The 12518-nt window shown below is 32.7% G+C and carries 11 protein-coding genes; 5 read left to right on the forward strand and 6 right to left on the reverse strand.

All coding sequences use genetic code 11. From position 1 onward, the window contains the following. Positions 1-25: 25 nt before the first annotated feature. Positions 26-145 carry a cytochrome b6-f complex subunit V gene (petG, locus tag TX50_RS05685; RefSeq protein ID WP_011132691.1) on the forward strand — a complete coding sequence of 40 codons (120 nt, stop codon included), beginning with the start codon at positions 26-28 and terminating at the stop codon, positions 143-145. Here the strand turns inward: petG and rsmD are convergent. The 4 genes from rsmD to TX50_RS05705 form a co-directional block, all read right to left on the reverse strand. Continuing rightward, positions 131-718: a 16S rRNA (guanine(966)-N(2))-methyltransferase RsmD gene (gene rsmD / locus TX50_RS05690; RefSeq protein WP_011132692.1), complete on the reverse strand. Its 588-nt coding sequence runs from the start codon at positions 716-718 to the stop codon at positions 131-133. The two genes, petG and rsmD, sit on opposite strands and share 15 nt — an antisense overlap. A 15-nt stretch (positions 719-733) precedes the next feature. Then, positions 734-1351, reverse strand: coding sequence for an imidazole glycerol phosphate synthase subunit HisH (gene hisH / locus TX50_RS05695; protein WP_011132693.1), 618 nt, complete (start codon positions 1349-1351; stop codon positions 734-736). Between the two features lie 9 nt (positions 1352-1360). Next, complete coding sequence (trxA, locus tag TX50_RS05700) at positions 1361-1684, reverse strand: thioredoxin (RefSeq protein WP_011132694.1); 324 nt, start codon at positions 1682-1684, stop codon at positions 1361-1363. A gap of 208 nt (positions 1685-1892) precedes the next feature. Beyond that, complete coding sequence (locus TX50_RS05705) at positions 1893-3056, reverse strand: GuaB3 family IMP dehydrogenase-related protein (protein WP_011132695.1); 1164 nt, start codon at positions 3054-3056, stop codon at positions 1893-1895. 179 nt (positions 3057-3235) lie between these two features. Between TX50_RS05705 and gyrA the strand changes: the two genes are divergently transcribed. Together gyrA and crtL are read left to right on the forward strand one after the other, a co-directional pair. Beyond that, positions 3236-5839 (forward strand): DNA gyrase subunit A, encoded by a 2604-nt coding sequence (gyrA, locus tag TX50_RS05710; protein ID WP_011132696.1) that lies wholly within the window; start codon positions 3236-3238, stop codon positions 5837-5839. Between the two features lie 24 nt (positions 5840-5863). Beyond that, positions 5864-7075, forward strand: a complete 1212-nt coding sequence (gene crtL, locus TX50_RS05715) for a lycopene beta cyclase (protein WP_011132697.1) — start codon at positions 5864-5866, stop codon at positions 7073-7075. Positions 7076-7080: 5 nt separating this feature from the next. Here the strand turns inward: crtL and TX50_RS05720 are convergent, their stop codons facing one another. Beyond that, complete coding sequence (locus TX50_RS05720) at positions 7081-8664, reverse strand: glycoside hydrolase family 57 protein (protein WP_011132698.1); 1584 nt, start codon at positions 8662-8664, stop codon at positions 7081-7083. A gap of 236 nt (positions 8665-8900) precedes the next feature. Between TX50_RS05720 and TX50_RS05725 the strand changes: the two genes are divergently transcribed. Next, complete coding sequence (locus TX50_RS05725) at positions 8901-10541, forward strand: 2-isopropylmalate synthase (RefSeq protein ID WP_011132699.1); 1641 nt, start codon at positions 8901-8903, stop codon at positions 10539-10541. A gap of 90 nt (positions 10542-10631) precedes the next feature. Then, a complete protein-coding gene (locus TX50_RS05730; protein WP_011132700.1) occupies positions 10632-11024 on the forward strand; it encodes a hypothetical protein in 393 nt (130 codons plus the stop codon). A gap of 11 nt (positions 11025-11035) precedes the next feature. On the opposite strand, the gene TX50_RS05735 is transcribed toward TX50_RS05730, so the two are convergent. After that, positions 11036-12508 (reverse strand): HDIG domain-containing metalloprotein, encoded by a 1473-nt coding sequence (locus TX50_RS05735; protein ID WP_011132701.1) that lies wholly within the window; start codon positions 12506-12508, stop codon positions 11036-11038. Positions 12509-12518 lie beyond the last annotated feature (10 nt).

The raw sequence follows: 12518 nt of genomic DNA on the forward strand, positions 1-12518 counted from the left end.
TGAGAAATGAAAAAAATGCCAGCAAATGATTGAACCTCTTTTATGTGGAATAGTTTTAGGATTAGTTCCAATAACCCTTCTAGGATTATTTGTTAGCGCGTGGAATCAATATAGGAGAGGATCAGGAATGTTAGATATGGATTAAAAAAGTCAATTTTGATTGACCATAAGTCCTAACATCATAAATATTCCAGAGAATATTCGTCTTAATATCCATATCTAATGAATGTTCGCAGATAACAATAGTACCTTTCTTTATAAAATTACAATTAAATATTTGATTTAATACTAATTCATGGTAATTAGCTCTATATGGGGGATCTAAAAAGATAAAGTCAAATTTTATTTTATTAAAATCATTTGAAGAGAAGATATTCCTCTCAGTATTTGGCTTAGTCCAAATTAATACATCTTTGCAAATAACTTCAATATCATTTTTTCGATTATCTATATTTTGCAATGAGTGAAGATTTTTTAAACATATTTTTGAATTGTTTTTATTTTTTTCAATTGCAACTATTTTTTTTGCTCCATGATTATAGGCTTCACAGGACACAGCACCTGTTCCGCTAAATAAATCTAACCAATTAGAATTTTCTACAGTATTTTTCAAAATATTAAAAATTGCTTCCCTAACCATTAAGGTTGTTGGCCTAGTATCAATATTTCTCGAGCTTTCAAGCCTTCGTCCTCCAATTAACCTCAAATTTGTTTTCATATATCACAAATCAAATTATTGAATACTCTTAATCCATCGACGTAAAAGTTTTTCACCAGTTTTCCCTGATTTTTCAGGATGAAACTGGCAAGCCATTAAATTATCTCGTTCTATCATTGCTGTTAATTTTTCAGAACCATAACTAACATTTGCAGTTATTAAATTATTATTCGATGGTACCGCATGATAAGAATGAACAAAATATACCCAATTATTTAATTCATCCACTTTTAATAAGCTATTTTTTCTTGTAGGAAGAAGTTCACACCAACCAACATGAGGGATTCTTTGATCAGACAATTGAGGGATTTTTTTTATTTGGCCCTTTACTATTCCAAGTCCATTAATTGTACCTTCATCACTTGATTCAAAAAGTAATTGCAATCCAAGACAAATCCCTAAAAATGATTTACCACTTTTAATCCAATTTTTAATATCAATTATTAACTCTGTTTTACTGAGATTATTAATAGCAGGATCAAATGAACCAACTCCTGGAAGTATTAATGCTTTACAGTCTTTTATTTGATGATTATTTTTTATTAAAATTATTTCTTCTTCAAGGCTTTCTAAGGCTTTTGTTACGGAATGTATGTTACCCATCCCATAATCTATGAGTCCTATTTTAGCCAAAACCTTATTTTATAAGTGTTTTGATAAGGTACTTGAAAGAGTCGCTTTTGGTACTGCTCCAACAACAGTATCAACTTTTTGACCACCTTTGAAGATCATTAAAGTCGGGATACTTCTGATTCCATATTGACTTGCAACATTTGGATTCTCATCTGTATTTAATTTAAATACTTTGATTTTACCTTCAAAGTCTTTCGAAATCTCCTCTACTACTGGTGCGACCATCCTGCAAGGTCCGCACCATGGAGCCCAAAAATCAACTAAAACTGGCAGATTACTTTGCAAAACTTCTTTGTCGAATGAAGAATCAGTTACGGCGGGGGCTGATGACATAATTTAGATATTCCTTTAAGAAAATTTAGCAAGCTATTCTTTTAAGTGATGATTTCATTACAGATAAAAACATATAAGTAACAAAACAGACTTAAAAAAGCCCGATAAATCGGGCGATTTGGTGTGTGAGGAGTATGGGGTTTCCCCCATGTATTAATGATAACTCCTAAATAGAAATTTTTTCCATATGAAGAGATTAGATTTTATGTTATTTACCCATTCCAAGTCGTTGGGCTTTTTGATAAACCTTACCCTCTGTCAAGAGAGATGGTGCAATAACAATTTCTACTTTTTGCATTTCTTTAATATTTTTAGCTCCAAGAGTACTCATGGATGTCCGTATAGCTCCAATTAAATTATGTGTCCCGTCATCAAGTAATGCCGGTCCTTTTATGATTCTTTCTAAAGAACCTGTAGAGCCTACCTCAATTCTTGTACCTCTTGGTAAAATTGGACTAGGTGTAGCCATTCCCCAATGAAATCCATTACCTGGGGCACTTGATGATTTGGCTATAGGGGAACCAATCATTACAGCATCAGCGCCACAAGCAAGACATTTACAAATATCTCCACCAGTAATAATTCCTCCATCAGCAATTATGGGGACATAACGTCCAGTTTCTTCAAAATAATCATCTCTTGCTGAACTGCAGTCAGATATTGCTGTTGCCTGAGGGATTCCGATGCCTAAAACCCCTCTGGAAGTACATGCAGCTCCAGGACCAATTCCCACCATAAGGCCTGCTACACCTGCTTTCATAAGTAGATCTGCAACTTCATAAGTTACACAGTTTCCAGCAACAACGGGAATTTTTAAAGATTTACATAGACTTTTAATATTTAACGTCTCTTTTCCTTCCATACCTAAATGCTCGGTTGAAACTACTGTTCCCTGTAGAAAAAATAAATCTATTTTTGATTTGACAAGTATTTCTTTAAATTTAATAGCAGCTTGAGGAGTACCACTTAAAGCGGCTATCCCTCCTTTTTCTTTAATTTCATTAATTCTTTTAATTATTAGATCTTCTTTTATAGGTTCACTATATATTTTTTGCATAAGAGGAACGAATTCACTTTTCCCAACAGATGAGATTTGACTTAATATTTCTTTTGGATTTTCATATCTAGTTTGAATACCCTCCATATTAAGAACACCAAGAGCTCCTAACTCTGAAAGCTCTACAGCTGTATCTACATCAACCACACTATCCATTGCACTCGCAATAATTGGAATTTCTCTTTTAACATTCCCAATTGACCAAGAAGGATTAGTTAAATCATAATCTAGAGTTCGAGTCCCAGGAACTAACGCTATTTCATCAATACCATAAGCTCTTCTAACTTTTTTGTTTAAACCAATTTCAATATTCACAATTTTTTTATTTATTCTGATTAAGTTAACAACTAAAGGGGTAATAAGCCAATAATTATTGAAAAACAAAAGAGTTTTTTTATTATTTGTGTATAAATGTGAGTATTTGAAAATTAATTATTAGCTTTTTTTTATTCATTCTGACAATCAGGGATTATTATTAAATAAAGATCTTTTAAATGTCTGATATTGTTGATTCTGAGAATTCTGGTTTGAGTGAAAATAACGATCGAATCATTCAGACTGATTTAAGAAATGAGATGTCACGCTCTTATCTAGAGTATGCGATGAGTGTTATCGTCGGACGTGCTCTCCCTGATGCAAGAGATGGATTAAAGCCAGTTCATAGAAGGATCTTATATGCGATGTATGAGCTTGGTTTAACAAGCGGTAGGCCATATAGAAAATGTGCGAGGGTAGTTGGAGAGGTTTTAGGAAAGTACCATCCTCATGGAGATACTGCTGTTTACGATGCATTAGTACGTATGGCACAGGATTTTTCTATGAGAATGCCATTAATTGATGGACATGGGAACTTCGGGTCCGTAGATAATGATCCACCTGCCGCGATGAGATATACAGAATCACGTCTTCAATCCCTAACAGATGAAAGTTTACTCGAGGATATTGAATCTGAGACTGTGGATTTTTCAGATAATTTTGATGGTTCACAACAAGAACCAAATGTTTTACCAGCTAGGATCCCCCAACTCCTTTTAAATGGATCATCAGGTATTGCTGTTGGAATGGCAACTAATATACCCCCGCATAATTTAGGAGAATTAATCGATGGTCTTAAAGCTATAATCAAAAATCCCTCAACAGAAGATAAAGAACTTTTTGAATTAATTAAAGGCCCAGATTTTCCAACTGGAGGCCAGATACTAGGAAGAGATGGTATCAAAGAGACCTTCAAATCTGGGAAAGGGTCAATAACTATGAGAGGGGTTGCAGATATTGAACAAATCAAATCTCCTGGAAGAGCAGAAAAAGATGCCGTAATAATTACTGAGCTTCCATTTCAAACTAATAAAGCAGCTCTTATAGAAAGAATCGCAGATCTAGTAAATGAGAAAAGATTAGATGGGATATCAGATATTAGAGATGAAAGTGATAGAGATGGGATGAGAATTGTAATTGAGCTTAAAAGAGATGCCTATCCTCAAGTTGTTCTAAATAATTTATTTAAAATAACACCTCTACAAAATAACTTTAGTGCAAACATTTTAGCTCTTGTCAACGGAGAACCTACAACCCTTTCTCTCAGAAAAATGCTAGATGTATTTTTAGAATTTAGAATTGAAACAATCAAAAGAAGAACAAGTTTCTTGTTAAGAAAAGCAGAGGAAAGAGATCACATTATCAAAGGTCTTCTTTTAGCACTTAACGCTATGGATAACATTATAAATTTAATAAGATCTGCAAAAGATACGAATTCAGCAAGAGAACAACTGCAAAATGATCATGAATTATCTGTAATTCAAGCAGATGCAATTTTACAAATGCAATTAAGAAGATTAACAGCTTTAGAGGCAGATAAAATTAAATCAGAACATGATGAACTTACAAAAAAAATTACAGATTACAAAAATATATTGAATGATAAAGAGAGAATAAATGAAATTATTCTTGAAGAGCTTAGTAAAATAGATGAAAGATTTTCATCTCCGAGAAAAACAGAGATTCTAAATTTAGGCGGGGGGCTAGATGATATTGACTTAATAGCCAATGAAAGATCCGTTGTCTTATTAACTACAGCAGGATACTTAAAAAGAATGCCTGTAAGTGAATTCGAATCTACAAGCAGAGGATCCAGAGGTAAAGCTGGAACAAAGAATCAACAAGATGATGAAGTTAAATTATTTATAAGCTGCAATGACCATGACACTCTTCTACTTTTTAGTGATCGAGGGGTAGCTTATGCACTTCCAGCATATCGAGTACCTATGAGTAGTAGAACAGCTAAAGGGACTCCCTCTGTTCAACTACTCCCAATACCAAGAGAAGAACAAATCACTTCTCTTGTTTCAGTAGATTCTTTCGATAACGAGTGTTATTTATTAATGCTAACCAAAGCTGGATTTATAAAAAGGACTCCACTATCTGCCTTTTCAAAAGTACGTTCAAATGGTTTAATAGCAATTAATCTAGAAGAGGGTGATGCTTTAACTTGGGTTAGATTATCAACAGAAGGAGATAGTGTCTTAATCGGGTCAAGCAGAGGAATGACAATTCATTTTAGGTTAGATACTAATGAATTAAGACCTCTTGGGAGAACTGCTAGAGGTGTTAAATCAATGAACTTAAAAGAAGGAGATAAACTTGTTTCAATGGATGTTTTAAGTTGTGACCTGGTTGATCAATTAGCAAATCTTGAAGAGGAAGATATTGAAAATGAGAATGAGGAAGATCTTGAAAGTAAATCTTCAAATGGACCATGGATTTTAGTAGCAAGTGCTTTTGGTCTTGGGAAAAGAGTTCCAGTTACAAAATTTAGATTACAAAAACGTGCAGGTATGGGACTAAGAGCAATTAAATTCAGAATCAAAGATGATTCACTCGTCGGCCTTAAGGTTCTTGGAGAAGGTGAAGAATTACTTTTGGTTACAGAAAGAGGCGTAATTGTAAGAACTAATGCCGATAAAATCTCTCAACAATCAAGAGCTGCTACAGGTGTAAAGTTACAAAGACTAGATGATGGAGATCATTTATCCGAGGTTGTGTTGGTTCCTCATGAACAAATTGAAGAAGATCAATTAATTTCGAATGAAGAAGAAACTTAACAACCTTTAGATTAGAAAGTTCTTATGGAAACACTTGATATTTTGATATTAGGTTCTGGGCCTGCAGCATTATGTTTGGCTTCAGAATTAGCCAAACAAAATCTTAATATCAAGGGGATATCAACAAAATCTCCTTATGAAAAATGGGAAAATACATATGGGATTTGGGCGTCTGAGTTAGAAGAATTTGGTTTAGTGTCTTTGTTATCTCATAGATGGTCAAAAACTGTAAGTTATTTTGGAGATGGAATAAAGGACAAAGGTAATAGTCCCACAAAACATTATTATGATTATGGTTTGATTAATCAGGAAGCTTTCCAAAATGAACTTTTGAAGACCTGCAAAGGTATTCAGTGGTTAAATGAAACTGCGAAATTAATTAAATCAAAAAACAAGATTTCTGAAGTGATTTGTTCATCAGGGTTAAAACTAAAGGCAAGATTAGTCATTGATGCAAGCGGACATAAGAGTAAATTTATAAAAAGACCATTTTTAAAAGAAGTCGCACAGCAAGCTGCTTATGGAATCGTCGGTAAATTTTCTGCTCCTCCTGTAAAAAAAGATCAATTTGTTTTAATGGATTTTCGTTCTGACCATTTAGAGGATGAAGAGTTGTTAAAATCTCCCTCTTTTCTTTACGCAATGGATTTAGGGAGTGAAACTTATTTTGTGGAAGAGACATCACTAGCTAGTTATCCTTCTTTTTCACAAGACCATCTAAAAAAAAGACTTTTAAGTAGATTAAATAACAAAGGTATAAAAGTAGTAGAAATTTTTCATGAGGAGAATTGCTTATTCCCTATGAATTTACCACTACCATATAAGAATCAATCGGTTCTTGGTTTTGGAGGGGCCGCAAGTATGGTTCATCCCGCATCTGGATATATGATTGGTTCTCTATTAAGAAGAGCTCCACTTCTTGCTAAAAAATTAGCAATCTTTTTGAAAGAACCAAACTTTAGTTCACTTGAATTAGCCACTAAAGGATGGTCAGTCTTATGGCCATATGAATTAATTCAAAGACATAGGCTCTATCAATATGGACTCAGGAGATTAATGAGCTTTGATGAAAGTAGATTAAGATGTTTTTTTTCTAATTTTTTCAAATTGTCAACGGAAGAATGGGTAGGTTTTCTAACCAATACTCTTCCATTACCTAAATTGATTTATGTAATGAGTAAAATGTTTATAAATTCACCTTTAAAAGTTAAGCTTGGGATGTTAAAGATAAAATGAGATTCTTATAATTGCCAATCTTGAATTCTTATATTAGGGAATATGTTATCTTCTTCTTCAATATTTTTGAGAAATTTATAATCAATAAAAGATTTATTTTCTAACATCTCAATTAATTTCCAGAATCTAAAAAGATGTCTATCAATCCTTTCTTTAGCGAGTTCAGTTGTAGTTCCCGCCTTTAAAATGAAACTCCAATCAGAGGATTCAGAAAGAAGTAACTCTCTTGCTGCTTGCTTTAATAATCTTATAGAGAAATCATCATTAAATTTATTACTGGATAATTCAACAAAAACAGAACCCGCTTTTGTTATTTCTGGAACTATCCATGCGTTTTTATCATTAAGCCAGTAATTATGAAATCCGCCCTGACCCCAGCTTGAAGGAGATGGATCACAAATTTGAAGGTTAGGATTTTGGAGAAGAATTTCCCTTAGGTTTGTAAGCTTAATGAAATATTTTGTAGATCTTTTAAGAATATTTTCAATAAATCTTGGTCCTTCATACCACCAATGTCCAAATAGTTCAGCATCAAATGGAGCAATTAACAAAGGTTCGAATGATGCGGATAAAGAAAGTTTCTTTAATTGTTTAGATCTTGATAAAAGATAATTGTCTGCATGTTCTTCAACTTTTTTTATAGCCTCATCTTCTACATAAAATTCTTTTTTGCCTAGTGAACAATTATTGTTTGTAATTCTATGAAATTTCAATCCTAAAGGCCTGCTTGTTGGAATTCCTTTTTTTTGTAGTTCTGTGGAAGATAATTCCCACCCTAAGTCTTTATGAAATTCTCTATAAACTGAATTCCCTGGGTATCCTTCTCTTGAGGACCAAACTGGCAATGTTGATTCACTATCTCTCCCAAAAAAAGCTATCCCTTTTTTTGAACAAATAGGTGCATATACTCCATACCTTGGCCTTGGTGATCCATTTAAAATCCCATGACCGTCTAAAACTGCATATCTAATTCCACAATTAAGTAATATTTCATCAAGTTTTTCATAATAAGCGCACTCAGGTAACCAAATCCCTAATGGTCTTGTTCCAAAAATAACTTTATGACTTCTTATTGCAGTATTTATTTGACCTAAAACTGTTTCAGGGTTTTCTCTAAGAATTGGTAAATATCCATGTGTTGCCGCACAAGTAAGAATATCTAAATTTCCAGTCAAATTTAAATTTTTAAATCTTTCAACTAAATCTCCAGAACATTTTTCCCAATATAAATAATTATTTTTAATATTTCTCAGAAGAAATTCAGATGCAGCTTGTTCTTTTTTAGATAAATCATTCAAAAATTCTATTCTTGTTTTTATCCAGGATGAGTATTTCTTTTGAATTTGTTTATTTTGAAGAAGTGACAATAAGGTTGGAGATAAACTGAGGGTTAATTTTGTATTGCTTGTATCTTGCTTTTTGCTTGATTCCATTACTTGAAGTAATGGAATATAACATTCGAGTATTGCTTGGAATAACCAATCTTCTTCTAAGGAATTTTTTTCATTTTTTCTAACAAATGGGAGATGAGCATGTAAAACTATTGCCAATCTGCCTAAGTAATTTTTATTAGGGAGAGGCCCATTCATAGTTTTTAAAGATTATGGTTGAAATTCGTTATAAAATATTAAAATTTACTTTTAGGCAAATATTCAATTATTTAATTTTTTAGAATAATACTTTATTAATCAAATATAAAAACTTTTTATTTATAATTTTTTAACCAAAAATAATAAGTTTTTGATTCCTATAGACAGGTAATATTTATCCGTATCTAGTAATTTTTTTTTAATTAGCTTAATATAGAATTAATTGTAATAAATTAATGTCCAAAGATCCTGGCAGAATATTGATCTTTGATACAACACTGAGAGATGGTGAGCAATCCCCTGGCGCGAGTTTAAATCTTGAGGAAAAGCTTGCAATTGCCCATCAACTTGCAAGATTAGGAGTAGATGTTATTGAAGCAGGATTTCCATTTGCTAGTCCTGGAGATTTTAAGGCCGTAAATAAAATTGCTGAAGTAGTTGGTGGAGAAAATGGTCCAATAATTTGTGGTTTAGCCAGGGCTTCTACAAATGATATAAAAGCTTGTTATGAAGCTATAAGCCCAGCCCCTAAAAAAAGAATTCATACATTTATAGCCACTAGTGATATACACCTAAAACATAAACTTAGAAAAACAAGATCAGATGTTCTTTGTATAGTTCCTGAAATGGTTAGTTATGCTAAATCGTTAGTTGATGATATTGAGTTCTCTTGTGAAGATGCCTCAAGGAGTGATCCTGAATTTCTTTATGAAGTAATTCAACTAGCGATTACATCAGGAGCTACAACTATAAATATTCCAGATACAGTTGGGTTCACAACTCCAAGTGAATTTGGGAAGCTTATTTTTGATATTAATAAAAATGTTCCAAATATTGATGAAGCTATTATTTCAGTTCATGGTCATAATGATTTAGGTTTAGCTGTAGCTAATTTTTTAGAAGCAGCAAAGAACGGAGCTAGGCAATTAGAGTGCACAATAAATGGGATAGGTGAAAGAGCAGGGAATGCCTCTTTAGAAGAGTTAGTAATGGCATTACACGTGAGGAAAAGTTTTTTTAATAGTTTCTTTGGAAGAAGTTCAGATTCACCGACTCCATTAACAGCCATAAGAACAGAAGAAATCACAAAAACTTCGAGATTAGTATCTAACTTAACTGGAATGAATGTTCAGCCTAATAAGGCAATTGTTGGAGCAAATGCTTTTGCTCATGAGTCGGGAATCCATCAGGATGGTGTACTAAAAAATAGACTCACATATGAAATTATTGATGCAAAAACTGTTGGTTTGAATGATAATAAAATTTCATTAGGGAAACTTAGCGGAAGAAGTGCCGTAAGAGCAAGATTGGAAGAGATGGGATACGATTTAAGTAGAGAAGACCTGAATGATGCTTTTGCTCGTTTCAAAGAACTCGCTGATAGAAAACGAGAAATTACTGATAGAGATTTAGAAGCTATTGTTAGTGAACAGGTTCAACTTCCTGAATCTAAATTTCAACTAAGCCATGTTCAAGTTAGTTGCGGCAGTACATCAAAGCCTACCGCGACAGTAACTCTTATAAATACAGAAGATCATACTGAAGATACTGCTGTCGCAATAGGTACTGGACCTGTTGATGCGGTTTGCGAAGCGCTAAATGCATTAACTAAAGTTCCTAATGAATTAATAGAGTTTTCAGTAAAATCTGTAACGGAAGGAATAGATGCACTAGGGGAAGTTACTATAAGAATTCGTAACAAGAATAAAATATATTCAGGCCATTCTGCGGATACAGACGTAGTTGTTGCTGCTGCGAATGCTTTTGTTAATGCTTTAAACAGGCTTGTATTTTCAGAGAAGAAAAACTCTATTCACCCCCAATTTGATGATTTAGAAAATCCTAAAAATAAGGTACTATCAAATCCTAAAAAATAGTTTAGTTTTGGGATTATTAAGTTTAGCCAAAAACTAGTAGCCTAATAATGTAGATTAAAGCTTTAATTTTAAATTTAATCAACTAAAATAATGAGAGATAAGGTATTAGGATATTGGACTCTTGCATGGGTTGGTTTGATAGGTAATATCATTGCTTTACCCATAATCGCTTTAATAGTAAGTTATGGACCTCCATTAAAAGTGGCTAATATAACTCTAGCTATAAGTGTTGGCTGGCCTGCTGCAATAGTTGGAATAGTATCTGCTTCTGCTCTTTTAGCGGAGAAGAAATGGGGTATTACCTTAACTCTAGTATCTCTTTCAATGATAATTTCTGGAACAGCTCCATATTCTATTTTTCGATTAGTCGCCCTTAAAGATATTTTTGGAATTGGAGGTTTTACACTTATGTCCTCTTTATTTGGAATCTTAGCTTTAATATATTGGTGCAATCCGAAACATCGAAGAAGTATTAGATTATAAAAAATATTAGATTAAGAGAAAGTGTTATTTATTGTTGTTGGATATTGAATTCTTCTATGTCTAATTCTTTTCCAAACATTTAAAAAAGATTTTTTTATTAGAAAAATTTCTCCCTTGGAAAGATCACTATCATTTAACTGACCATCAACTTGCCTTGAATAAAATATTTTGGATATTGTTTCTATTGCTTCAGAATCAGAAGCATTAATATCCATTGCTCTTAAGGCCGCTTCACATCCGTCGGCAAGCATCAAGATAGCAGTTTCTTTGGATTGAGGGATAGGACCTTTATATCTAAAATCACTCTCATTAAAATTTAATTTTTTCTCTTCAGCTTTATTAAGAAAATATCCCATTTTAAGAGTTCCTTGATGTTCTGGGATGAAATTAGCTATTGGTTTTGGTAATCTATTTTTTCTTGCAAATTTCAGTCCTTCATCTACGTGGGCTTGTAAAACCTCTGCGCTTTTTAAAGGATCATCAATTTCATCATGTGGATTAACCCCACCATCTTGATTCTCAATGAACCAATTTGGAGCATGTAATTTCCCAACATCATGATATAGAGAACCTGTTTTGATAAGATCAATATCACCTCCAATAATTCTTGTCGCCTCTTCAGCTAGACCACATATCAACAAAGTATGTTCAAAAGTTCCTGGGGCTTCAATAGAGAGTCTTCTAATAAGAGGTTTTTCTTTATCAGCCAATTCCAATAATCTTGCCTTTGTTAACAATCCAAATACGGACTCAAAAATAGGGATAAATAATATTGTTATGAGCATTATTATTGCCAATAACAGAGAATCAGAAAATATTTTGCCATTTGAAGTAAAAATTTCTTGGTTATCCAAAAAGGAATATTCCTCATTTCCAATTAGTAACCATTGAGAAATCAATGCCCCGATTGGAACAAATATTGAGAGTTGAAGTAACTGAGCTCTACTCCTTATTCTTCCGCCAAGAACTGAAACAAAACATGCGCAAATCAATGTTATGAGTAGAAGATAACTATTAATATTTGTCAGAGACTCTGGCCAACTTAGGCTTGCTATTGAGACCCAAGCTAAAGCAGTTATGGTTCCCATACCTTGAGAAATAATTAAAGCAGGAGGTATGATGATTGATAAAGGACTAAATCCTGATCCAAATATATTTTTTATCATTTGAACAAATAATAGTAGTGAAATAATTAAAAGGATTTGTCTTGAATTAATATTTGGATTTTCTTTTCTAGAAACTAGTATTAAAAATCCGCAAGTAAATAAGACTTCACTAAAATTAATGCCCCAAGACAAAAAATCTGAACCTTCTAAAGGTTGAACAAGAAGAATTTCATAGGAAGATATTATGGAGATAACAATACATATTAGGAAGATAATTAATTTATCTATTTTTGAAATTTGAATAGGATTCTGTGAAGGGAATTGACTTCTGTTCCATAAGTTATTTAATTTTTTTATAATTCTTGTTGTATTTTGCACAGAATAGAAT

It is taken from the genome of Prochlorococcus marinus subsp. pastoris str. CCMP1986 (assembly GCF_000011465.1).
GTDB classification, from domain to species: domain Bacteria; phylum Cyanobacteriota; class Cyanobacteriia; order PCC-6307; family Cyanobiaceae; genus Prochlorococcus_A; species Prochlorococcus_A pastoris.

Excerpts from the sequence above, each read along its gene's own strand:
- petG (WP_011132691.1), top strand. The coding sequence starts at position 26 with ATGATTGAACCTCTTTTATGTGGAATAGTTTTAGGATTAGTTCCAATA.
- rsmD (WP_011132692.1), bottom strand. The coding sequence starts at position 718 with ATGAAAACAAATTTGAGGTTAATTGGAGGACGAAGGCTTGAAAGCTCG.
- trxA (WP_011132694.1), bottom strand. The coding sequence starts at position 1,684 with ATGTCATCAGCCCCCGCCGTAACTGATTCTTCATTCGACAAAGAAGTT.
- gyrA (WP_011132696.1), top strand. The coding sequence starts at position 3,236 with ATGTCTGATATTGTTGATTCTGAGAATTCTGGTTTGAGTGAAAATAAC.
- crtL (WP_011132697.1), top strand. The coding sequence starts at position 5,864 with ATGGAAACACTTGATATTTTGATATTAGGTTCTGGGCCTGCAGCATTA.
- TX50_RS05720 (WP_011132698.1), bottom strand. The coding sequence starts at position 8,664 with ATGAATGGGCCTCTCCCTAATAAAAATTACTTAGGCAGATTGGCAATA.
- TX50_RS05725 (WP_011132699.1), top strand. The coding sequence starts at position 8,901 with ATGTCCAAAGATCCTGGCAGAATATTGATCTTTGATACAACACTGAGA.
- TX50_RS05730 (WP_011132700.1), top strand. The coding sequence starts at position 10,632 with ATGAGAGATAAGGTATTAGGATATTGGACTCTTGCATGGGTTGGTTTG.